Source organism: Klebsiella sp. R390, assembly GCF_051131745.1.
Classification (GTDB): Bacteria; Pseudomonadota; Gammaproteobacteria; order Enterobacterales; family Enterobacteriaceae; genus Klebsiella.
Genome location: NZ_CP180445.1, coordinates 1,958,312 through 1,980,836 on the forward strand (window position 1 = coordinate 1,958,312; position 22,525 = coordinate 1,980,836).

Annotated in this window: 20 protein-coding genes; 3 read left to right on the plus strand and 17 right to left on the minus strand. The window is 55.9% G+C overall.

Annotated features, from left to right (window positions below; translation table 11 throughout):
* Positions 1 to 150: 150 nt before the first annotated feature.
* On the minus strand, positions 151 to 2,088 hold the full coding sequence (gene sltY, locus ACMYSP_RS09110; RefSeq protein ID WP_434586431.1) for a murein transglycosylase: 1,938 nt from the start codon (positions 2,086 to 2,088) through the stop codon (positions 151 to 153).
* Between the two features lie 359 nt (positions 2,089 to 2,447).
* Between sltY and ettA the strand changes: the two genes are divergently transcribed.
* Positions 2,448 to 4,115: an energy-dependent translational throttle protein EttA gene (ettA, locus tag ACMYSP_RS09115; RefSeq protein WP_434586432.1), complete on the plus strand. Its 1,668-nt coding sequence runs from the start codon at positions 2,448 to 2,450 to the stop codon at positions 4,113 to 4,115.
* Positions 4,116 to 4,148: 33 nt separating this feature from the next.
* On the opposite strand, the gene nadR is transcribed toward ettA, so the two are convergent.
* Genes nadR through serB form a run of 3 tightly spaced genes read right to left on the minus strand, consistent with a single transcriptional unit; the run spans position 4,149 to position 7,904 of the window.
* Complete coding sequence (gene nadR / locus ACMYSP_RS09120; RefSeq protein WP_434587054.1) at positions 4,149 to 5,543, minus strand: multifunctional transcriptional regulator/nicotinamide-nucleotide adenylyltransferase/ribosylnicotinamide kinase NadR; 1,395 nt, start codon at positions 5,541 to 5,543, stop codon at positions 4,149 to 4,151.
* Entirely contained in the window at positions 5,540 to 6,922 is a 1,383-nt protein-coding gene (gene radA, locus ACMYSP_RS09125) for a DNA repair protein RadA (protein WP_434586433.1), read from the minus strand. Before radA ends, nadR begins: the two co-directional genes overlap by 4 nt.
* 10 nt (positions 6,923 to 6,932) lie before the next feature.
* A complete protein-coding gene (gene serB, locus ACMYSP_RS09130; protein ID WP_434586434.1) occupies positions 6,933 to 7,904 on the minus strand; it encodes a phosphoserine phosphatase in 972 nt (323 codons plus the stop codon).
* A 103-nt stretch (positions 7,905 to 8,007) separates the two neighbouring features.
* On the opposite strand from serB, the gene ACMYSP_RS09135 reads away from it, so the two are divergent.
* Both ACMYSP_RS09135 and lplA read left to right on the plus strand, forming a co-directional pair.
* Positions 8,008 to 8,649, plus strand: coding sequence for a YtjB family periplasmic protein (locus ACMYSP_RS09135; protein WP_123757600.1), 642 nt, complete (start codon positions 8,008 to 8,010; stop codon positions 8,647 to 8,649).
* An 11-nt stretch (positions 8,650 to 8,660) separates the two neighbouring features.
* On the plus strand, positions 8,661 to 9,677 hold the full coding sequence (gene lplA / locus ACMYSP_RS09140; protein ID WP_434586435.1) for a lipoate--protein ligase LplA: 1,017 nt from the start codon (positions 8,661 to 8,663) through the stop codon (positions 9,675 to 9,677).
* Between the two features lie 84 nt (positions 9,678 to 9,761).
* On the opposite strand, the gene deoD is transcribed toward lplA, so the two are convergent.
* The 13 genes from deoD to ACMYSP_RS09205 form a co-directional block, all read right to left on the minus strand.
* A complete protein-coding gene (gene deoD, locus ACMYSP_RS09145) occupies positions 9,762 to 10,481 on the minus strand; it encodes a purine-nucleoside phosphorylase (protein WP_041143950.1) in 720 nt (239 codons plus the stop codon).
* Between the two features lie 102 nt (positions 10,482 to 10,583).
* Positions 10,584 to 11,807 (minus strand): phosphopentomutase, encoded by a 1,224-nt coding sequence (deoB, locus tag ACMYSP_RS09150; protein ID WP_434586436.1) that lies wholly within the window; start codon positions 11,805 to 11,807, stop codon positions 10,584 to 10,586.
* A gap of 52 nt (positions 11,808 to 11,859) precedes the next feature.
* The gene (deoA, locus tag ACMYSP_RS09155; protein ID WP_434586437.1) at positions 11,860 to 13,182 is read right to left on the minus strand and encodes a thymidine phosphorylase; all 1,323 of its coding nucleotides are present in this window, start codon (positions 13,180 to 13,182) and stop codon (positions 11,860 to 11,862) included.
* 56 nt (positions 13,183 to 13,238) lie between these two features.
* Entirely contained in the window at positions 13,239 to 14,018 is a 780-nt protein-coding gene (gene deoC / locus ACMYSP_RS09160) for a deoxyribose-phosphate aldolase (protein ID WP_434586438.1), read from the minus strand.
* Positions 14,019 to 14,460: 442 nt separating this feature from the next.
* Positions 14,461 to 15,738 (minus strand): NupC/NupG family nucleoside CNT transporter, encoded by a 1,278-nt coding sequence (locus ACMYSP_RS09165; RefSeq protein WP_123757605.1) that lies wholly within the window; start codon positions 15,736 to 15,738, stop codon positions 14,461 to 14,463.
* A gap of 143 nt (positions 15,739 to 15,881) precedes the next feature.
* On the minus strand, positions 15,882 to 16,661 hold the full coding sequence (locus ACMYSP_RS09170; RefSeq protein WP_434586439.1) for a TatD family hydrolase: 780 nt from the start codon (positions 16,659 to 16,661) through the stop codon (positions 15,882 to 15,884).
* On the minus strand, positions 16,658 to 17,731 hold the full coding sequence (locus tag ACMYSP_RS09175) for a patatin-like phospholipase family protein (RefSeq protein ID WP_434586440.1): 1,074 nt from the start codon (positions 17,729 to 17,731) through the stop codon (positions 16,658 to 16,660). The genes ACMYSP_RS09170 and ACMYSP_RS09175 overlap by 4 nt, the downstream gene beginning before the upstream one ends.
* A gap of 219 nt (positions 17,732 to 17,950) precedes the next feature.
* Positions 17,951 to 18,112, minus strand: a complete 162-nt coding sequence (locus ACMYSP_RS09180) for a DUF1328 domain-containing protein (RefSeq protein WP_100682648.1) — start codon at positions 18,110 to 18,112, stop codon at positions 17,951 to 17,953.
* A gap of 246 nt (positions 18,113 to 18,358) precedes the next feature.
* Complete coding sequence (osmY, locus tag ACMYSP_RS09185) at positions 18,359 to 18,970, minus strand: molecular chaperone OsmY (protein ID WP_434586441.1); 612 nt, start codon at positions 18,968 to 18,970, stop codon at positions 18,359 to 18,361.
* A gap of 228 nt (positions 18,971 to 19,198) precedes the next feature.
* Complete coding sequence (gene prfC, locus ACMYSP_RS09190) at positions 19,199 to 20,788, minus strand: peptide chain release factor 3 (RefSeq protein WP_154144460.1); 1,590 nt, start codon at positions 20,786 to 20,788, stop codon at positions 19,199 to 19,201.
* Positions 20,789 to 20,878: 90 nt separating this feature from the next.
* On the minus strand, positions 20,879 to 21,556 hold the full coding sequence (gene yjjG, locus ACMYSP_RS09195; RefSeq protein ID WP_434587055.1) for a pyrimidine 5'-nucleotidase: 678 nt from the start codon (positions 21,554 to 21,556) through the stop codon (positions 20,879 to 20,881).
* A gap of 73 nt (positions 21,557 to 21,629) precedes the next feature.
* Positions 21,630 to 22,076: a ribosomal protein S18-alanine N-acetyltransferase gene (rimI, locus tag ACMYSP_RS09200; RefSeq protein WP_154144458.1), complete on the minus strand. Its 447-nt coding sequence runs from the start codon at positions 22,074 to 22,076 to the stop codon at positions 21,630 to 21,632.
* A complete protein-coding gene (locus ACMYSP_RS09205; RefSeq protein ID WP_434586442.1) occupies positions 22,045 to 22,458 on the minus strand; it encodes a DNA polymerase III subunit psi in 414 nt (137 codons plus the stop codon). Before ACMYSP_RS09205 ends, rimI begins: the two co-directional genes overlap by 32 nt.
* Positions 22,459 to 22,525 lie beyond the last annotated feature (67 nt).

The following is a 22,525-nucleotide window of genomic DNA, read 5'->3' on the forward strand; positions in this document are numbered from 1 at the left end:
TTACGCCACCTTGTTGGAACAGGCGACCATGGCCGCCTGTCGATGTACTCACTAACGAGTACAAAGCATAACATACTCCGCTCAATACTCTATGGATTTCGCGCCATCCACCGGCGGCAGGCCGGGTACATGACGCGAAACCTCAGGGTATCAGTAGCGCTGTTTCCACTCCGCGTCGCTCAGCATCGGAGCCGTTTGTCCCATAAAATAACGGTAGTAGGCATCATAGGACAGCACGTTCTTCACGTAGCCACGGGTTTCCGAGAAAGGAATACTCTCGACAAACGCCACCGCATCAATACGCCCGGCGCTGTTGCCCTGCCAGGTGCGAACTCTTCCCGGGCCGGCGTTGTAGGCCGCGGAAGCGTAGATACGGTTATTGCCGAACTGCTGGTAAACATATTGCAGATAGCTGGTACCAATATTGATATTGGTTTCCGGATCCAACAGCTGCGACGGGCTGCTGTAGCCAGGGATGTTAAACATACTGACCGTGTGGGTCGCCGTCCCCGGCATGATTTGCATCAGGCCGCTGGCACCAACCGGTGAACGGACTTTTGGGTTCCACGCGCTCTCCTGGCGAGCGATCGCCATCGCATAGCTTTGGGGGATATCTTTGCCACTGATGTAACGAGAAAACAGATCGTTGTAGGCCAACGGGAAACGCTCTTCCAGCTGATCCCAAAGTTTTCCGGCGATCGTCGCCTGGACGCTAAGATCCCACCAGTGCTGGTTGAACGCGTAGCGCGCCAGCTGCGCCTGCTGATCTTTGGTCCGGCTGGTCACCAGGTTGGCCCACTCGCTACGCGCGGTGTTGTCCATATTCCAGTACATCAGCTCACGTACCCGGGCCATTTCCGGTCCGGAGGTCAGCGCAGGATCGAGCGTCGCCGGTGCTTTATCGATGCGGAAGACGAAATCCTCTCCCAGACGCTGGGCGGCAATCATCGGGTAGAAACCGCGCTGCTGCATCAATGAATGGAGGATCGCTTTCGCCTCGTCGTCGCGCCCGCGCTCCATCAGCAGATCCGCCTGCCAGTAACGCCACTCATCTTTCTCTTTCGCCTCCATCGGCAAGCGGGCCAGCCAGGTGTTTAACCCATGACGATCCCCGGCCCCCAGCGCCATTCGCACCCGACGCTCCACCAGGGAGGTAGACTGCGAGCGCATAATGGCATCATCGCGCCAGATAGCCTGCTCTTCGGTGACATCATTGCCCATCAGACGCCAGGCGACGATATCCCGCAGTTCCTGGGTTTGATCGTCATTAAGCTGCTGCGCCTGCACCAACGACGGGATCATCAGGCGGGCATTTTCGGCATCCTGACGGGCCACGCTGGCAAAGGCTACCGCCGCCATTTGACGAGTGAAATCCGTCGCCCCGGTAGTTCGGGCAAAGGTCATCACGGTATTGGGATCGTTTGCCAGCGCGACAACCGCTGACGAAATGGTCTGATATTCCGGCGGCATCTGCTGCGCCAGCACCCTCACCAGAGCGGTATTTCCAGCCTTCATGGCCAGGCGGATACGCTCGAGGTACGCCAGCGGGTCCTGCTTCCCGGAGTCACGCCAGGCGCTAAACAGCGCGTCACACGCATTAGGCTGGCTTTTCCCGGTCAGCCACAGCGTTTTCGCACCATCCCAGGCTTCCTGCGTCTGGCCCACGCTCAGCTTCGCGTAGTAGTAATTACACTGGGCTTCGGTACTGGTTGGTTTTTCAGGGCTGAACGCCAGCAGCCCGCTCCAGTCGGTGCGGCGCGCCAGTTCATTGACGAAGCGTGATTTCAGCGAGCGAGCCGGCGGCAGCGTCGGGTTCGCCTCAATAAAGTTTTTCACCACCAGCGTTGGCTGGTTCATCAAATCATCAGTTATCTGCCGGTACTGCAGATAGGGGTATAGCGGATAGCTCGCCAGCGTCGGCATCAACTGTTCGACAACGGACATCTGCCGGCTGTCCCACGCCTGTTTAATTTGAGCATAGCGGTTGCGCTGTTCATCCAGTGAGTCCGCATGCACCAGTTGACTGAACGTCAGCAGACTGATGCTGGCCGCCAGAAGACGCCATGCCATTGTTTTGGCTTTTTCCACAAGCTCTTCCCCTATATTAAGTACATCTGTTTACATCAGAGCAGCATCGTGCCGCGTGTAAAATATCCCAGTGTCGCATATAGATATGCTAACCAGACAACGCCAAACGTGCCACGTCCTGGACATTTTTTTACGCTTCTGTGAATCCTATCGCCTCTCTGGGATTACCGTGCGAAAAAGGCTACACTTCGCCTTTGAAAACTATTCACTACTCTACTCAACATCATTCTGACTGCATCAGGGCGGCAACAGAGGAATTCCCAGGGAGCATAGCTAACTATGTGACCGGCGTTTTCAGACGTCACCAACACCGAGGCGGCCTGAAGGATGAAGAGTATATAAAAGAGGCGAAGTCCAACGTGGCTCAATTCGTTTATACCATGCATCGTGTCGGCAAAGTGGTTCCGCCGAAACGTCATATTCTGAAAAATATCTCTCTGAGCTTCTTCCCTGGCGCAAAGATCGGTGTTCTCGGTCTGAACGGTGCAGGTAAGTCTACCCTGCTACGCATTATGGCCGGCATCGATACCGATATCGAAGGTGAAGCCCGCCCGCAGCCTGGCCTGAAAATTGGCTATCTGCCGCAGGAACCACAGCTGAACCCGGAGCAAACCGTTCGTGAATCCGTGGAAGAAGCAGTTTCCGAAGTGGTTAACGCACTGAAAGGGCTGGATGAGGTGTACGCGAAGTATGCTGAGCCGGATGCCGACTTCGATAAACTCGCCGCGCAACAAGGCAAGTTTGAAGAGATCATTCAGGCTCACGATGGTCATAACCTGAACGTTCAGCTGGAGCGTGCGGCTGATGCGCTACGCCTGCCGGACTGGGATGCGAAAATCGCCACCCTGTCGGGTGGTGAACGCCGCCGCGTGGCGCTGTGCCGCCTGCTGCTGGAAAAACCAGACATGCTGCTGCTCGACGAACCGACCAACCACCTGGATGCCGAATCCGTGGCCTGGCTGGAACGCTTCCTGCATGACTTCGAAGGGACCGTTGTGGCGATTACCCACGACCGTTACTTCCTCGACAACGTCGCCGGCTGGATCCTCGAGCTGGACCGTGGCGAAGGCATTCCGTGGGAAGGCAACTACTCCTCCTGGCTGGAGCAGAAAGATCAGCGTCTGGCTCAGGAAGCGTCTCAGGAAGCGGCCCGCCGTAAATCCATTGAGAAAGAGCTGGAGTGGGTACGCCAGGGCGCGAAAGGCCGTCAGTCGAAGGGCAAAGCCCGTCTGGCGCGCTTTGAAGAGCTTAACAACGTGGAATACCAGAAGCGTAACGAAACCAACGAACTGTTTATTCCGCCTGGAGCCCGCCTGGGGGACAAAGTCGTTGAAGTCAGCAACCTGCGTAAGTCTTACGGCGACCGCGTGCTGATTGACGATCTGACCTTCTCTGTACCGAAAGGCGCGATTGTCGGGATTATCGGGCCGAACGGCGCCGGTAAATCTACGCTGTTCCGCATGATGTCCGGTCAGGAACAGCCTGATGCCGGTTCAATCACCCTCGGTGAAACCGTGAAGCTGGCGTCTGTCGATCAGTTCCGTGACGCGATGGATAACAGCAAAACCGTATGGGAAGAAGTCTCCGGCGGTCTGGATATCATGAAGATTGGCAACACCGAGATGCCAAGCCGTGCCTACGTCGGGCGCTTTAACTTTAAGGGTGTCGATCAAGGTAAACGCGTGGGTGAACTCTCCGGCGGTGAGCGCGGTCGTCTGCACCTCGCGAAGCTGCTGCAGGTTGGCGGCAACGTACTGCTGCTCGATGAACCGACCAACGACCTGGATATCGAAACCCTGCGCGCGTTAGAAAACGCCCTGTTAGAGTTCCCGGGCTGTGCCATGGTTATCTCGCACGACCGTTGGTTCCTCGACCGTATCGCGACCCACATTCTGGATTACCAGGATGAAGGTAAAGTTGAATTCTTCGAAGGTAACTTTACCGAATACGAAGAGTACAAGAAACGCACCCTCGGCGCCGATGCGCTGGAGCCAAAGCGTATCAAGTACAAGCGTATTGCGAAGTAATAAAAACGGGTGGCAAATGCCACCCGTTTTTTTTCACCCCGGCTCACCCATGAGCTGCTTCACCAGATCGACACAACGCAGGAAGCGCGCATCGTAGTCCGACTCCTTCACATGCACGAAGTCGATCTCGTTCTCTTTAAGCAACGATATCAACAGCGTCTGGAACTCTTTGCGATCCACCGAGCTCCCCAGACTGCGCAGGCCATCGGCTACCCACGGCGTGTTGTTCTCCAGCAGGATCACCAGGTCGAAGCGGTACTCGTCGATCAGCGCCTGAACAAAAGGGTGCTCGCGCCCTTCATACTTCAGGCAAAATGCCTGGGTGCTGACAAAATCCGTATCGATAAACGCCACTTTATTGGCATATTTTACTGCAAAATCAATATACTGCGCATGACCCAATGCGATTTTGTCATAGTCAGAATACTGTAACGCCATCTCATCGCCGCCCAGATGCGAAAACACATAATCGCGGCCATATTCCCAGGCGCTGGTGGTATTGAAAATATTGGCGAGCTTGTTCACCAGCGTCGATTTTCCGCTCGATTCGCCGCCGAGGATCGCCACCGTGCGCACAAAGAACGGCTTCACTTCCGTCGGGATGTATTCCCAATAGCGGAAGGGGTTTTCACGAATCTGCCCGCCGCTGATGCTCATAAAGGTACGCTTCGGATCGATCAGGACCGTTTCAATTCCCAGATGCTCGAGATACTGCGCCGCATCACCCTCCTCCGAGGTATAGATCCAGTTGGGCTCAATGCCTTTTTCATCCATAAAGGCGCGGATCCCATGGCTCCAGACGTCCCAACCGTGCGGATAAGGCTCCATCCCCTCTTCATTGAAGGCATGGATACGGATATTTTTTTGATATTTAAAGGTCTGCAGCAGCCAGCGCAGACGGTCAGGCACGGTCGGCTGCTGCGACATCGCACTCTTTTCAAACAGCTCGCGGTCACGGGGATCGTCGTAACCCATGATGATATGCAGCTCATCCACCTGGCTACAGGCGCGCTGAATCAGATAGATATGTCCGGTGTGTAGCGGATAAAACTTGCCAAACACCACGCCTACGCTTTTTTGTCGGCGCGGAAACTCAAGCCCCAGAAAACGGTGCAGCGCTTCCAGCTTCTGCGCGCTGGGGCTTTTGATTTTGGCATTCAGCAATTGGCTCAAATAGCCTTTGGTCATTCCGCTGGCTTCCGCAACCTGCTGCAGTGTACAGCCCTTCTGCTTAATGGCGGTTTTGAGATAGTCGAACGATGACACAAGAGCCTCCTGCTTTAGCAAAAATAAAGAAAATACCCGAGGCGTTTCGGCCTGGCTGGAGGGCAGCGGCGGGTGAACCGGGCGCGAGGTAAACTCAGTCTCGCGGAAAAACGAACGCCGCCTGTGCCTCAGCCGCCGGAAAGGCGACGGGTATTTAATTATAAGTCGTCAAACACACTTAGTGCGTCTGAAAGCTTTTTCACACCAAAGATTTGCATCCCTTCCGGTGCTTTTTTCGGCACGTTGGCTGCCGGAACAATGGCACGGCGAAAACCGTGTTTTGCCGCTTCGGAAATACGCTCCTGGCCGCTCGGCACCGGGCGGATTTCGCCGGACAGCCCCACCTCGCCAAACACCACCAGATCGTGCGGCAGCGGGCGATCGCGCAGGCTGGAGACCATCGCCAGCAGCAGTGCCAGGTCGGCGCTGGTTTCCGCGACCTTGACTCCGCCTACAACGTTCACAAACACGTCCTGGTCAGCCATTTGCAAACCACCATGGCGATGCAGTACCGCCAGCAAAATCGCCAGACGGTTCTGCTCCAGCCCCACCGCCACGCGGCGCGGGTTGGACATCATTGAGTGATCGACCAGCGCCTGGATCTCCACCAGCAGCGGACGAGTGCCTTCCCAGACCACCATCACCGAGCTGCCGGACGTCACTTCATCGCCCCGGCTGAGGAAAATCGCCGACGGGTTGCTGATTTCACGCAGCCCCTGCTCGGTCATCGCGAAGACACCTAACTCATTCACCGCGCCAAAACGGTTTTTATGGCTGCGTAAAGTACGAAAGCGTGAGTCGGCATCACCATCCAGCAGTACCGAACAGTCGATACAGTGCTCCAGCACCTTCGGCCCGGCCAGCGAGCCGTCTTTGGTCACATGACCAACCATGATAATCGCCACATCGCGGGTTTTGGCAAACCGGGTCAGATAGGCAGCCGTTTCACGCACCTGAGCGACGCTGCCCGGCGACGACTGCACGTCAGCCATATGCATCACCTGGATCGAGTCGATCACCATCAGCTGCGGCTTTTCGTCATCGGCTATCTGGCAGATTTGCTCAATGCTGGTTTCCGAGAGCATGTTGAGATTGGCCGTCGGCAGCCCCAGACGATGCGCTCGCATCGCCACCTGCTGCAGCGACTCTTCCCCGGTGACATACAGCGTTTTCATACTTTCAGACAGCCGACACAGCGTCTGCAGCAGCAGCGTTGATTTACCAGCACCGGGGCTGCCGCCAATCAGAATCGCGCTGCCTGGCACCACGCCGCCGCCCAGAACGCGGTCGAACTCTTTAAAGCCGGTGGAGAAACGCGGGAGCGCCTCAAGGCTGATCTCCGACAGTTTTTGCACTTTCGACACGCCGGCATTCCCGGCGTAGCCCGTCAGACGCTCGTTTCTCGCCACCTGCGGCGAAGCGGCAATGCGCATCTCGGTGATGGTATTCCAGGCCTGGCAGGCGCTGCACTGCCCCTGCCAGCGCGGGTAATCCGCACCACATTCATTACAGACAAATGCGCGTTTTGGAGCTTTCGCCACGTGTTACCTCTTACTTTTGATTCATGCTGCCCGAGAGGATACAGAAGACCCCCATCAGATCGGCGTGACGGATTGTCACTTCCGACTGCTCGTTCACTTTTGGCTTGGCATGATAGGCGATCCCCAGCCCCGCCGCCTTGATCATCGGCAGATCGTTGGCGCCATCGCCAATTGCCACGGTTTGCGTGGGCTGGATTTCATATTTTTCCGCCAGTTTCTTCAGGGTCGCAGCTTTGTATTTCGCATCAACGATATCGCCGATGACGTTGCCGGTCAGCTTGCCGTCCATGATCTCCAGCTCGTTGGCAACCACGGTATCAAGATGCAGCTTATCGCGCAGGTATTCGGCAAAGAAGGTGAAGCCGCCGGAAGCAATCGCCACCTTCCAGCCCAGCGTTTCGAGTTTCAGCACCAGTTGAGTCAGGCCCGGCATCAGCGGCAGCGACTCACGGACCTGCAGTAAAATACCGGCGTCGGCATCTTTCAAGGTTGCTACGCGCTGGCGCAGGCTGGCGGTGAAATCCAGCTCGCCGCGCATCGCGCGTTCGGTCACTTCCGACACCAGTTCACCGGTGCCGGCCAGTTTCGCGATTTCGTCGATACACTCGATCTGAATCGCCGTTGAGTCCATGTCCATCACCAGCAGCCCCGGGGTGCGCAGATGAGGAATTTTGCCTAACGGCGCAACATCCAGCCCCGCCTCGTGAGCCAGACGGGTTGCCCGCTGCGTCAGGGAGCCCGCCAGACGAATCACCTGATAGTCGTCGACCGCCCAGGAAGCCACAATCACCAGCGCGGCCCCCAGCTCACGCTGCCAGTCCGTCAGGCGGCGTTTATCCAGGCCGCGCCCATACAGCAACCAGCCGCTACGTCCGGCGTGATAATCCAGCGGCATGACCTCATCACCGCTCAGCGAAAGCGGTAATCCAGGCCACAGGGAAACATCTTCGGGCAGATCGCACCAGGTCAAACTGTTTGGCATTACGGCTCCACATTTCTTTATTCAAGCCAGGAAAATAACGCATGAGGCTACCTTGTAACCAGCGCTTCTGGCAACATTAAGCTGTAAATATTAAAGGTGGAATATGGTACGCGCAAAACTGAAATTCCGACTGCATCGCGCGGTCATTGTTCTTATCTGTCTCGCGCTGCTCGTTGCCCTGATGCAGGGCGCGTCGTGGTTCAGCCAGAACAGCCAAAAGCAACGTAATCCACAGTTAGAAGAACTGGCTCGCACTCTTGCGCAGCAGGTTACTCTGAATCTGGCGCCGATGATGCGTAGCGAAACACCTGATGAAAAACGCATCGGCCAGCTGCTGGAGCAGCTCACCCGGCAAAGCCGGATCCTTGATGCCGGCGTCTATGACGATCAGGGCGATCTGGTTGCGCGCTCTGGCGAAGGCGTGAATGTCCGTGACCGGCTGGCGCTGGATGGCAAAAAAGCAGGTGGCTATTTCAATCAGCAAATCGTGGAGCCGATCGAAGGCAAAAACGGCCCGCTCGGCTACCTGCGCCTGACTCTGGACACCCATACCTTAGCGACCGAGGCAAAACAGGTGGATAATACCACCAACATTTTACGCCTGATGCTCCTGCTCTCGCTGGCTATCGGCGTGGTGCTGACCCGTACCCTGCTACAGGGTAAACGCACCCGCTGGCAACAATCTCCCTTCCTGCTGACCGCGAATAAGCCGGTACAGGACGAAGACAAAGATGAATCAGAATAAGGAAATCGCTGATGTCGACGCTCCGTTTACTGCTCTCAGACTCCACGGATCCGTGGTTTAACCTCGCGGTCGAGGAGTGTATTTTCCGTCAGATGCCCGCCACTCAACGGGTACTGTTCCTGTGGCGCAACGCCGACACGGTGGTGATTGGGCGGGCGCAAAACCCGTGGAAAGAGTGCAACACTCGCCGTATGGAAGAGGATAACGTGCGCCTGGCCCGTCGCAGCAGCGGCGGCGGCGCGGTATTCCATGACCTGGGCAATACCTGCTTTACCTTTATGGCCGGCAAACCGGAGTACGACAAAACCGTTTCCACCCGGATTGTGCTGGCCGCCCTCAACGCGCTTGGCGTTACAGCAGAAGCATCCGGGCGCAATGACCTGGTGGTGAAAACTGCCGAAGGGGATCGTAAAGTCTCCGGCTCCGCCTACCGCGAAACCATCGACCGCGGCTTTCACCACGGTACGCTGCTGTTGAATGCCGATTTGAGCCGTCTGGCCAATTACCTCAACCCGGACAAGAAAAAGCTTCAGGCAAAAGGCATTACCTCGGTTCGGGGACGGGTGGCAAACCTGGTCGACCTGCTGCCGGGTATTACGCACCAGCAGGTCTGCTCAGCGATTGAAGAGGCTTTTTTCGACTACTACGGCGAGCGCGTCACCGCAGAAGTGATTTCTCCGGATAAGACGCCGGACCTGCCAAATTTTGCCGACACCTTCGCGCGCCAGAGCAGCTGGGCATGGAATTTCGGTCAGGCGCCCGCCTTCTCCCATCTGCTGGATGAACGTTTCATCTGGGGCGGCGTCGAGCTACATTTCGACGTAGAGAAGGGGCACATCACCCGAGCTCAGGTCTTTACCGATAGCCTGAATCCGGCCCCGCTGGAGGCGCTGGCTGAGCGATTACAGGGCTGCGCGTATCGTGCCGAAGTGTTGCAACAGACGTGCGAAACGTTACGGGAAGCATTCCCGGAGCAGGAAAAAGAGCTGCATGAGCTGGCCACATGGATAGCGGGCGCGGTGCGGTAGTACTGACAGGTGACGTTCCCGCGACAGCATCAGTCGCGCCGCGGGAAATACTGCCCCTCTCCCACGGAGAGGGACGAGATACGATTACTCTTGATCGCCCAGCAGAACGGATTCCAGCGCGATTTTGATCATATCGTTGAAGGTGGTCTGACGCTCGGCAGCGGTAGTCTGCTCGTGAGTACGGATATGATCGGAAACGGTACAGATGGTCAGCGCTTTCGCCCCGAACTCTGCCGCCACGCCGTAGATACCGGCAGCTTCCATTTCCACACCCAGGATGCCGTATTTTTCCATCACGTCGAACATTGACGGGTCCGGCGTGTAGAACAGGTCGGCGGAGAAAATGTTACCCACGCGCGCGTCTACGCCCAGCGCTTTCGCTGCATCAACAGCGTTACGCACCATACCGAAGTCGGCAATAGCAGCAAAATCATGGTCTTTAAAGCGCAGACGGTTGACTTTAGAGTCGGTGCACGCGCCCATACCAATCACCACATCACGCAGTTTCACGTCGGCACGGACCGCACCGCAGGAACCCACACGAATAATCTTCTTCACGCCGAAATCGGTGATCAGTTCTTTGGTGTAGATGGAGCAGGACGGGATACCCATACCGTGACCCATGACGGAGATTTTGCGACCTTTATAGGTGCCGGTGAAACCCAGCATGCCACGCACGTTGTTCACTTCACGTACGTCTTCAAGGAAAGTTTCCGCAATATGCTTTGCACGCAGCGGGTCGCCAGGCATCAACACGACGTCAGCGAAATCACCCATTTCTGCATTAATGTGAGGAGTTGCCATCTTCAGTTCCTTTTACATTGTAGTTTTTGCCGGGGGGCGGCGGCGCCTTCCCCGGCCTGCAAAACCGTAGGCCCGGTAAGCGAAGCATCACCGGGCAATCAATCACAGCATGTTCTTGCCGTAGTCCATGGCTGAAGTACCGAAGTACGTCGCCAGCGTCTGGCCAATATCCGCGAAGGTTTCACGGTGGCCCAGCGAACCGGGTTTAACTTTCGGGCCGTACACCAGCACCGGAATATGTTCACGAGTGTGGTCGGTACCCTGCCAGCTCGGGTCGCAGCCGTGGTCAGCGGTCAGGATCAGCAGATCGTCCTCACCCACCAGCGCCATCAGTTCCGGCAGACGGCGGTCAAAGAGCTCCAGACCCGCAGCATAACCGGCGATATCGCGACGGTGGCCCCAGGAAGAGTCGAAATCAACGAAGTTGGTAAAGACGATAGTCTTATCACCTGCTTCTTTCATCTCGGTGATGGTGGCGTCAAACAGCGCATCCAGGCCCGTCGCTTTCACTTTTTTAGTGATCCCGCAGTTGGCATAGATATCAGCGATTTTCCCTACCGACACCACGTGGCCGTCTTTCTCGTCCACCAGTTTCTGCAGGACCGTCGCCGCCGGTGGTTCAACCGCCAGGTCATGACGGTTACCGGTACGCTGGAAGTTACCGGCTTTGTCGCCGATAAACGGACGCGCAATAACACGACCGATGTTGTAACCGCCTTCGGTTAGCTCTTCGCGGGCAATTTCGCACAGCTCATACAGCTTATCGAGGCCGTAGGTCTCTTCATGGCAGGCGATCTGGAACACCGAGTCAGCAGAGGTATAGAAAATCGGCTTGCCGGTTTTCATATGCTCTTCACCCAGCTGATCGAGAATCACGGTACCCGAGGAGTGGCAGTTGCCGAGGTAGCCCGGCAGGTTGGCACGCTTAACCAGTTTGTCCAGCAGCTCCTGCGGGAAGCTGTTTTCGTGATCGGAGAAGTAGCCCCAGTCAAACAGTACCGGCACACCGGCGATTTCCCAGTGGCCTGACGGGGTATCTTTCCCGGATGAGAGCTCGTGGGCCCAGCCGTATGCGCCGATAACTTCGGCGTTGCCGTCCATACCCGCAGCAATTTTACCGGTAGAGCCTTCATGGGCTTTCACCAGACCCAGACGAGTCAGGTTTGGCAGATTCAGCGGGCCTTGACGGCCATGGTCAGCTTCCCCTTTTGCACACGCCTCAGCGATATGCCCCAGGGTGTCTGAGCCGACGTCGCCAAAGCGAGCGGCATCTTCAGTCGCACCGATGCCGAAAGAGTCCAGCACCATAATAAATGCACGTTTCATATTATTCTCCGTACCTTTTGCGCTGCAAAAAAGCGATCAGATCAGTATACCGCTATTCGGTGATTCGGCGATAGACCGTCGGGGTTTCTTTCGGTGCCTTATCGTCCAGTTTAATTGCCGCTTTTACGGCTTTGGCCGCTTCCTGCCAGCTGTTTTCGTCTTTCGCGTGGATCACCGCCAGCGGTCGCTGTCCGTCGATGCTTTCGCCCAGACGAGCCATATCGGTAAAGCCGACGCTGTAATCAATCAGGTCAGACGCCTGACGACGGCCACCGCCCATCGCGACCACGGCCATTCCCAGCGCACGGGTGTCCATTTCGGCCACAAACCCTTCGCCATCGGCGTAGACCGCTTTGCTCAGCATGGCGGTTGGCAGGTATTTCGCGTAGTTTTCAACGAAATCGTTCGGCCCTTTCTGGGCGGCAACCATACGGCCAAAGACCTCTGCCGCTTTGCCGTTGTCCAGCACAGCCTGCAGTTTCGCCCGCGCGTCGGCATCGTCCTGGGCCAGCTTGCCGGAGATCAGCATTTCGACGCACAGCGCCATGGTCACATCAAACAGACGCGGATTACGGTATTCACCGGTCAGGAACTGTACCGCTTCGCGCACTTCGACCGCATTACCGGCGCTGGATGCCAGCACCTGATTCATATCGGTCAGCAGCGCGGTTGTACGCACGCCGGCGCCGTTGGAGACGCCAACGATCGCTTCGGCAAGCGCCGCAGAGAGTTCATAGGTCGGCATAAACGCACCGCTGCCGACTTTCACATCCATCACCAGCGCATCCAGGCCTTCCGCCAGTTTCTTCGCCAGAATAGAGGCGGTGATGAGCGGGATAGAATCCACCGTCGCGGTAATATCGCGGGTGGCATAAAAACGTTTGTCGGCCGGCGCCAGCGAGCTGGTCTGCCCGATGATTGCGACGCCAACATCTTTAATAATGTCGCGGAAACGCGCGTCATCCGGGAAGATATCGAAGCCAGGAATGGCTTCCAGTTTGTCGAGCGTGCCCCCGGTATGACCCAGACCACGCCCGGAGATCATCGGCACATAGCCGCCACACGCTGCCACCATCGGGCCCAGCATCAGTGACGTCACATCACCCACGCCGCCGGTGGAGTGTTTATCCACGATCGGGCCGTTCAGGTTCAGGCTTTTCCAGTCGAGGACGGTGCCGGAGTCCCGCATCGCCATGGTCAGCGAGACGCGTTCCGGCATACTCATATCATGGAAGAAAATGGTCATCGCCAGGGCGGCAATCTGCCCTTCCGACACGGTGTTATCACGAATGCCGTTGATAAAGAAACGGATTTCTTCATCACTCAGCGCGTGACCATCGCGTTTTTTACGAATAATTTCTTGTGCGAGAAACACGGTACCCCCCGAGGAATCAGGTTAAGTGCGGCGGAAAAACCGCCGCGAAAGGACAATTAATATGCGCTTGCGCTCTTGCCATCGCCGTGGCCCAGCGCTTTCAACAGGCTCGCCAACAGGCTGGATGCACCAAAACGGTAGTGGCGGGAATCAGCCCAGTCGGCACCAAACAGGTCGTCGGCAATCGCCAGGAACTGCTGCGCGTCTTCGGCACTGCGCACGCCACCTGCAGGTTTAAAGCCAACGGTTTTCTGAACGCCCATATCGCGGATCACTTCCAGCATGATGCGTGCGCTTTCTGGCGTAGCGTTAACCGGCACTTTACCGGTAGACGTTTTGATAAAATCCGCACCCGCTTTGATTGAAATCTCAGAGGCTTTGCGGATTAATGCTTCTTCTTTCAGCTCACCGGTTTCGATGATCACTTTCAGCAGCACGTTCGCCGCCGCACAAGCGTCTTTACAGGCTTTAACCAGATCGAACCCGACCTGCTCGTTACCGGCGATCAGCGCGCGGTAAGGGAAGACCACGTCAACTTCATCCGCGCCGTAGGCAATAGCCGCGCGGGTTTCTGCCAGCGCAATATCGATATCATCGTTACCGTGCGGGAAGTTGGTTACCGTCGCAATGCGGATGTCCGGGGTACCTTGCTCATTCAGCGTTTTACGGGCAACAGGGATAAAGCGCGGATAGATACAGATAGCGGCGGTATTTCCTACCGGCGTTTTCGCCTGATGGCACAGCGCGATCACCTTTTCATTGGTGTCATCGTCATTCAGCGTAGTCAGGTCCATCAGTTTCAACGCGCGCAGGCTGCTTGCAGATAAATCGGTCATTTCATACTCCGAGGGCGTAGTGCCGTTCAATGGTTTGTTCACCTTGCGAGTCTGTTACTATTGTAACATCGCCTCGCGGTTACACTTCGACATTCATCACAGTTAATGAAAACTCATTGCGAATTTGCATTACTTTAATGTGACACTCATCACTTTAAAAAGCGCAGCATCTCTCCTGCGAGCGACAGGATTTCTTTAAGTCTGCTTTAAGCATAACCAGATTTCCTCATCGCGTGATGATGTTATTATAATAACATAAAGATGTGAGCAATCTCGACAACAACAACAACACGTCGCATAGAAAACAGGCAAAAACAGAGTTACCACTTGAAAATAAGCAGGTTTATTTCACAGTCAGACGTGATGGAATTATCACATAAAGAAAGGAATCCGGCGGCATATTGCCGCCGGTACGGCTACCGGCATGATGCCGGTAACCTCACTACAGGGCGAGGAACACCCCGGCGATGGTGGCACTCATCAGATTGGAGAGGGTCCCCGCGGCCACTGCACGTAAACCAAGCTGTGCAATCTCCTGGCGACGGTTCGGCGCCATGCCGCCCAGTCCGCCAATCAAAATCGCGATAGACGACAGGTTGGCAAACCCGCACAGCGCAAAGGAGATGATGGCTTTGGTCTGGGCCGAGATCACCTGCAGGCCCGCCGCAGCAACGTCAGCATCGGCTTTCAGGTACTCGCCAAAGTTCATGTAGGCCACAAACTCGTTAATAATCAGCTTCTGGCCGATAAAGGAACCGGCGACATTGGCCTCATGCCATGGCACGCCAATCACCCACGCCAGCGGCGAGAAGACCCAGCCCAGGATCATCTGCAGCGACAGATCCGGATGATTAAACCAGCCGCCGACACCGGACAGAATACCGTTAAGCAACGCAATCAGCGCGATGAAGGCCAGCAGCATGGCGCCGACGTTCAGGGCTAACTGCATACCGGAGGCCGCGCCGGACGCCGCCGCATCCAGTACGTTTGCCGGCGCATCCGGATCCGCAACGTTTTTGTCACGAGAAGGTCGGTCGTCAGGGGTCTCGGTTTCCGGCACGATTATTTTGGCAAACAGCAAACCACCCGGCGCTGCCATAAAGGAGGCGGCAATCAGATATTCAAGCGGCACGCCCATCTGGGCATAGCCGGCCAGCACCGAACCCGCCACCGAAGCCAGACCACCGCACATCACCGCAAAGAGTTCAGAACGGGTCATGGTCGCGATATAAGGACGAACCACCAGCGGCGCTTCTGTCTGCCCGACGAAGATATTCGCCGTCGCGGACAGGGATTCCGTACGCGAAGTCTTTAATACCGCACGCAGCGAGCCACCCAGAATGCGGATAACGAATTGCATAATGCCCAGATAGTAGAGCACGGCAATCAGCGAGGAGAAAAAGACGATAACCGGCAGGACGCGCAGCGCGAAGACAAACCCGCCGCCGCCAAAGACTTCAAACATCTTGTCGGAGACCAGGCCGCCGAAGATAAAGCCGATACCTTCATTGCCATAGGCTATGACGTTGGCGACGCCTTCAGACATCGCCAGCAGCACCTTGCGTCCGGCAGGAACATAGAGCACTAACGCCCCGATTCCCACCTGAATCATCCAGGCGCCAAAGACGGTTCGCAGGTTAATCGCTTTTCGGTTATTGGAGAGGAGCACGGCAATAGCTAACAGCACTACCATGCCGATAAGTCCCATGATGATTTGCATACAGAGTCCCTGTGTATTGATAGTTCAGCACTAAAAACAGGATTATAACGGCATGAAACTATCTTTCTTGCCTTAACTCTCAGTTTTAAAGCAAAACAATGAGATAAAAAGGCAAGAATGAGACTCTTATCACCAAAAGGGATTTACGTCAGGGCAAACAACGCGGTGGTATTATCGAGCAAGGCCTGGGCGATCACCTCTGGCGGCTCGCGGCGGAGCTCGCACAGAACAGTAAACACCCGAGCCGCCTGTTCAGGGCGATTAGGTTCTCCCTGAAAGCCATTGAGCGGCATATCCGGGGCATCCGTTTCCAGCAGCAGCGCCGACAGCGGCAGTCGCGCCATCACCTCGCGGGTCTTACTGGCACGCGGATAGGTAATCGTCCCTCCGACACCGATTTTGTAACCGGTTTGCACGAAACGTTCCGCCTGCTGCAGGCTACCCGCAAAACCGTGGACCACCCCGGTCCGTGGCAGGGCATGCTTTTTCAGCAGCATCGCCAGCTTATCGTGGGTGCGCCGAGAGTGTAGGATCACCGGCAGATCATAACGCTTCGCCAGCCGCAGTTGCGCCTCCAGGATCGATACCTGATGGTCAAACTGCGGGTCTTCACGATACAGATCGAGGCCGATTTCCCCCACCGCCACCAGCTTGTGGTGACGCCTTTGCAAACAGGTTTCAAGTTGTTCAAGGCTGTGTGCATCGTGCCGTTCAATGACAATAGGATGCAGCCCTACGGCGGCATACAGTGCCGTATGCTGCTCCGCCAGCGCCAGCACGCGCTGGAAATGGTCAGCTTCAATAGCCGGAACAATAATCCGCGTGACCCCTGATTGCGCCGCCCTGGCGATGCTCTCGGTTTCATGACCGCTAAAGGGGGGAAAATCAAAATGGCAATGGGTATCGATAAAGCGCAGCGTCATGCCAGGTCCTCGTTATCGAAGCGGGCATCATTCGCCTGCTCGGTGGCGATAAAAGTAGCCGGCTGCGGATCGTTGGCCACCGCTGCTGGCGGCACGACCACCGCCGTCGGCTTGGTAACGCGTGGCAGATGACGCACCAGCGGTGGGCTGTCGGCAAGCAGTTTCCCCATCGTCGCCAGAAAATAGCGGCCGCACTGACGCCCGGTCTTGTAATCATCCCGCAGCGCCGGTAAACGGCTGCCCAATGCCATGCTTTTTAGCGGCCTGGGCGGGAAGATTTCAAGGATCCGCAGCTTACCCGGCGGCGTCTCGATAAACTGCTGGGTGGCGCGGTAGGTCGCTTCATGATGCTGCACCAGGTTCACCAACGGCTGCAGGCTGCTCTCTCCCAGCCAGCGCTCCATCCGCTTAAACCATTGCGGGGTATAGTACATCTGCGAGGGAACCGTGCGGATCACCACAATGGTTTGCGCCCCGCGACGGGCGGCTTCCTGAACGGGTATGGGATCGCTGACGCCGCCATCCAGATAGCTGATGCCGTCCAGGGTGACGCCGCTACGATAAAAACCGGGAATCGCGCTAGAGGCGCGGATCAGGTCAAGCCAGGTGGTCTGCGTCGGGGAGAAGTAGCTGGCCGTGTAATCATCGCCACGACAGGCGCACAGCCACAGTTCCTTACCCTGGGCGAACCGTTCCAGCGCGTAATCCATCGCCAGCGGCATTTTCTGCGCCGTCACCTCCAGCAGCCAGTCGAGATCAATCAGGTTTCCGCCACGGACAAAACGCATCGGGTCGAAAAACTCACGGGCGGTGGTATAGCGCGTGATCACCTTGCGGGCATAGCCCTGCTGGTTGCAGATATAGGCCGACAGGTTCTGCGCCCCGGCGGAGGTCCCCAGCATAATGTCGAAGGGGTTAAACCCAGCGCGCATAAACTCATCCAGCACCCCGGCGGTGAAAATACCCCGCTGACCGCCACCCTCGCACACCAGGCCAAGTTTGCCCGGACGAAACGGCTCTACGGATAACGGCGTGATATTGCCAAGCGTTACGGGAATTCGATGCCCCACCCTGCTTTCCTGTTCTGTTGATTCTAAAAGCGCAAAAATGATCTGCCGCACGACAAGCAGCCAGCACGACAACCTGCCCGGCCAACAATCATCACCACGATGACCTGCAATTATTACCCCCCAGAAACCACGAAAGCCAGTCCTGAGGACTGGCTTTATGTAAAACGCTATGTCATGCCACGGCATTTCGCCGGTTAGACGGCAGGGAAAACACGCTTGCTATGGACGCCTGCGCCCGGTAAACAGGCTGATCAGGAACAGAATAATACCGACGACAAAGACGATTTTCGCCGCCCAGGCTGCTGTACCTGCCAGGCTACCAAATCCTAACGCTGCGGCAATCAGTGCGATGACCAGAAAAATAATGCCCCATCGAAACATAGTCTACTCCTTACCATAGTGAGTAACGGTTGCATTGCCACACGCAGAAGACGCGCGGGTATCAACCCTGTCGTGCTCTTTTTATTCAACGGCTGTTCGCCATACTTCATATTACGGCCATCAAAGCGGTATCCGTTTTTCCGGGTCAACCGCGCCAATGCGCGCCCGGAAATATTGCCGTTTGCCGCTCGTCCGTAATGCAGAACCTGGAGATAAAATGGCTATAACATTATTAAATGAATGGTTTTATTTAACGCTGAGATTATTTTCGACGCTTTTCACGCCGGAAACGGCTTTGGCAATATCCGCTGCGCGATCCGCCTGCTGGCGAGATTCTACACTGCCGGATAGCTGTACCACGCCGTCACTGGTTTCCACCGTGATGTTGCGCGATGGCACCATGTCATCCGCCAACAGTTTCGCTTTGATTTGACTGGTGATAGCCGTGTCACCGGCATACCCTTTCAGGCTGGCAGACTGCTCTTCACTAACGCTCAGTTTGTCATTGACCGTGGTGACGCCTTTAACGTTTTTCGCCACGCTCAGCGCCTGCTCCTTCTGGGCAGTACTGTCGACTGAACCGCTTAAGGTCACCACTTTATTCTCCGTTTTCACGGAAATACCGGCACTGCTAATACTTTTATCGTCAATCAACGCCGCTTTCACCCGGGCGGTGATGGTGCTGTCATCCATAAAGTCGCCGACTTTATTCAGTGAGCTGTCAACCGCCTGACCGGCGCTATTAGCTACCGATTTCGCACTGTCTGTCGTTGAGTTTTCTGCATATGCCGAGACACTTATCATGGCTGAGCCTAAGAAGAGAGCCACCAGCGCTCCGGCATTCTTTAGTCTTGTCATTATCATGTCCTCGTTATTTCTATACGGGTAAAGCTAAATAAGTAGCGTATTAAGCCAGAATCTTAAAAATTACTTATTAAATATAGTAGAAGGCGATGAGAGAGGCGGGAAATATGCACAAAAAATCACGACAAGGCGGATCTTTAAGAACTTTCTATAACGCAAATCAGGAGAAATTAACGAGAAAAAATAGCGTGGAGCGCGGCGAATACCGCGCTCCGGGAGGGATTAGTGCTCGCGAGTTTTACGGAACAGAACTTCAGGGTAACGTTCCTGAGTCAGGTTCAGGTTCACCATGGTTGGGGCGATATAGGTCAGGTTATCACCGCCATCCAGGGCCAGCTGAATTTCGTTTTTACGCTTAAATTCCTCAAATTTCTTCACGTCGGTGGATTCCACCCAACGCGCGGTCGCCACGTTTACGGACTCATAAATCGCTTCGACGTTGTACTCGCTTTTCAGTCGGGCCACGACCACATCAAACTGCAGCACGCCCACCGCGCCAACGATCAGGTCGTTATTGGCAATCGGACGGAAGACCTGCACCGCGCCCTCTTCTGAAAGCTGTACCAGCCCTTTCAGCAGCTGTTTCTGCTTCAACGGATCCTTCAGACGAATACGACGGAACAGTTCCGGCGCGAAGTTCGGGATACCGGTGAACTTCATCGTTTCGCCCTGGGTGAAGGTATCGCCGATCTGAATGGTACCGTGGTTGTGCAAGCCGATGATATCGCCAGGCCAGGCTTCTTCCACGTGAGAACGGTCGCCCGCCATAAAGGTCAGCGCATCAGAAATTACCACGTCTTTACCGGTACGCACCTGGCGTAACTTCATGCCCTTTTCATACTTCCCGGAGACCACACGCATAAAGGCCACGCGGTCACGGTGTTTCGGGTCCATGTTGGCCTGAATTTTAAAGACGAAGCCGGTAAATTTCTCTTCTTCTGCCGTCACAACGCGGGTGTCGGTTTTACGCGGCATCGGCGCTGGCGCCCACTCCACCAGACCATCCAGCATGTGATCCACGCCGAAGTTGCCCAGAGCGGTACCAAAGAAGACCGGCGTAATTTCACCGGCAAGGAACAGCTCTTTATCAAATTCGTTTGACGCACCCTGCACCAGCTCCAGCTCGTCGCGCAGCTGCTGTGCCAGATCCTCTCCCACCGCCGTATCAAGTTCCGGGTTATTCAGCCCTTTCACGATCCGCACTTCCTGGATGGTGTGGCCTTTACCGGTCTGATAAAGATAGGTTTCGTCTTTATACAGATGGTAGACGCCTTTAAACAGCTTACCGCAGCCAATCGGCCAGGTGATCGGCGCGCAGGCAATACGCAGCTCGTTCTCAACTTCGTCCAGCAGCTCCATCGGATCGCGGATGTCACGGTCGAGTTTGTTCATAAACGTCAGAATTGGCGTATCGCGCAGACGGGTAACTTCCATCAGCTTACGGGTACGATCTTCAACGCCTTTTGCCGCATCGATAACCATCAGACAGCAGTCCACTGCCGTCAGGGTACGGTAGGTATCTTCGGAGAAGTCTTCGTGGCCCGGGGTGTCCAGCAGGTTCACCAGGCTGTCGTGATACGGGAACTGCATCACCGAGGTGGTAATCGAGATACCACGCTGCTTTTCCATCTCCATCCAGTCTGATTTTGCATGCTGGCTGGAGCCACGGCCTTTTACCGTACCGGCGGTCTGGATCGCCTGTCCGAACAGCAGCACTTTCTCAGTAATGGTCGTTTTACCGGCATCCGGGTGAGAAATAATGGCAAAAGTGCGGCGTTTAGCCACCTCTTGCAAATAAGGAGACAACGTCATAATTCAATCTTCTTAGTAAACGCGGCTAGCGGGCCACGCATGTGGAATCCAAAATTGCGGCTATTTTACTCATCAACAGGGGGGAGGCAATCAGTGTTTACACAGGAGCTGCTCCAGTTCGCTTAACGAGGTCACCGTCCAGTCAGGCTGGAGGTCCGCAGGCAATTCGCGCTGATGAGCATTCAGCCAGCAGGTCGCCAGGCCGGCGTTGACGCCGCCGCGAATATCCGACTCTGCCGTATCCCCCACCATCAGCACGCGAGAACGATCGGGATTGCCCGCCTGCGCTAACGCGTAATCAAAAATACGCGCATCGGGCTTAGCAATGCCGACCTCTTCAGAAATAACTAGTAAATCAAAGTGATGACGTAAACCGGTACGTTCCAGACGAATTTGCTGCAGCGACGTGAACCCATTGGTGATAATGCCCATTTTCACCTTGCCGTGCAGCGCATTCAGCAGCGATACCGCCCCCGGCAGCGGCGAGCAGATTTCGGCCATCGCATTCATAAATGCGTCGTTGAGCTCGCCCGGCGGCACGCTGAGGCGCTCGGCCCAGTTATCAAAACGTTGATATTGTAGCTGGGATGCGGTGATAGCGCCGTTTTGATAATCCACCCACAGCGGCTTATTCACGGCCTGGTAGTCCTGAAAATCTTCGGCGCTAAAGGTCACGCAATAGTCGAGAAACATCCGCTGTAAGCCACTGAAAGCGTCAAACGTAAACAGCGTTTCGTCGGCATCAAAGAAAATCCAGTCCCACTTCATCATATCACCCTGTCATTGCTCGCCCGCAGGCATGTTGTTACAACCGGTCCGGGAAATCTCCCGGCGCCGGCCACTACATACTGATTGGCAGCGCCATGATGATCGCATCCTCACGCCCGTCGGCCGTGGGGTAATAGTTGCGACGAATGGTTGCCTCGTTAAAACCGATATCCTCGTACAGCGCAATGGCGGCCGCATTGGAGGCACGAACTTCGAGCCACAGCGTCACGACGCCACGCTGTTCGACCTCATCAATAACCCGCTCCAGCAGCGCACGCCCAAGGCCACGCCGCTGAAAAGCCGGATCGACGGCGATGTTAAACAACGTCGCCTCGTCCAGCACAATTTGCGTAATCGCGAAGGCGGCCATCTCGCCATCAACCGTCAGTTGAAGATTGAGATAGCGCTCACCCTGATTACTGGCAAAGGTTTGTTCACTCCACGGAAAAGCGTGGGCGCGTTGTTCTATTTGCCAGGCACGGGGCAAATCAGCCGTGTTGAGGGTAGAAATCGTGTTCATGTGCGCAGATTTGTTGCCAGAGCGCCATTCGGGCAGGCACGCTGGTCTGGAGTTCATCAAAAGCAGGCGTGGCGACCTGTGCGCCCGCCAGCAACAACGGCGTATCGGTACCCAGCCGCCAGCTGTTGCAGCGACTATTCTGCGGCAGCATGGCGACGCGATCGGGGGCAAGCTGCAGCACCTGATCCGGCGTCAGGGCCAGGGCCCGTAAAATATCGCTGATTAACGGTTCCGTTAACGACGGCATTGGTTCTGCCACCATCACCAACCGAATATGCCCGGGAAGCGAGATAGCGATTTCGCCCTGCAACGCCCCGGGGCGACGCAGCGACCACTGAGTAATACCCAGCTGCTGTAATTGCCAGTCTCGTCGGGAAGTCATAGCGAAACACTCCTGTTAATCAAGCGCGCAATATAGCAAATTCGTCGTATCTGCGCCAACAAACAAC

Excerpts from the sequence above, each read along its gene's own strand:
- serB (WP_434586434.1), bottom strand. The coding sequence starts at position 7,904 with ATGCCAAACAGTTTGACCTGGTGCGATCTGCCCGAAGATGTTTCCCTG.
- ACMYSP_RS09135 (WP_123757600.1), top strand. The coding sequence starts at position 8,008 with ATGGTACGCGCAAAACTGAAATTCCGACTGCATCGCGCGGTCATTGTT.
- lplA (WP_434586435.1), top strand. The coding sequence starts at position 8,661 with ATGTCGACGCTCCGTTTACTGCTCTCAGACTCCACGGATCCGTGGTTT.
- deoD (WP_041143950.1), bottom strand. The coding sequence starts at position 10,481 with ATGGCAACTCCTCACATTAATGCAGAAATGGGTGATTTCGCTGACGTC.
- deoB (WP_434586436.1), bottom strand. The coding sequence starts at position 11,807 with ATGAAACGTGCATTTATTATGGTGCTGGACTCTTTCGGCATCGGTGCG.
- deoC (WP_434586438.1), bottom strand. The coding sequence starts at position 14,018 with ATGACCGATTTATCTGCAAGCAGCCTGCGCGCGTTGAAACTGATGGAC.
- ACMYSP_RS09165 (WP_123757605.1), bottom strand. The coding sequence starts at position 15,738 with ATGCAAATCATCATGGGACTTATCGGCATGGTAGTGCTGTTAGCTATT.
- ACMYSP_RS09170 (WP_434586439.1), bottom strand. The coding sequence starts at position 16,661 with ATGACGCTGCGCTTTATCGATACCCATTGCCATTTTGATTTTCCCCCC.
- ACMYSP_RS09180 (WP_100682648.1), bottom strand. The coding sequence starts at position 18,112 with ATGTTTCGATGGGGCATTATTTTTCTGGTCATCGCACTGATTGCCGCA.
- osmY (WP_434586441.1), bottom strand. The coding sequence starts at position 18,970 with ATGACAAGACTAAAGAATGCCGGAGCGCTGGTGGCTCTCTTCTTAGGC.
- prfC (WP_154144460.1), bottom strand. The coding sequence starts at position 20,788 with ATGACGTTGTCTCCTTATTTGCAAGAGGTGGCTAAACGCCGCACTTTT.
- yjjG (WP_434587055.1), bottom strand. The coding sequence starts at position 21,556 with ATGAAGTGGGACTGGATTTTCTTTGATGCCGACGAAACGCTGTTTACG.
- rimI (WP_154144458.1), bottom strand. The coding sequence starts at position 22,076 with ATGAACACGATTTCTACCCTCAACACGGCTGATTTGCCCCGTGCCTGG.
- ACMYSP_RS09205 (WP_434586442.1), bottom strand. The coding sequence starts at position 22,458 with ATGACTTCCCGACGAGACTGGCAATTACAGCAGCTGGGTATTACTCAG.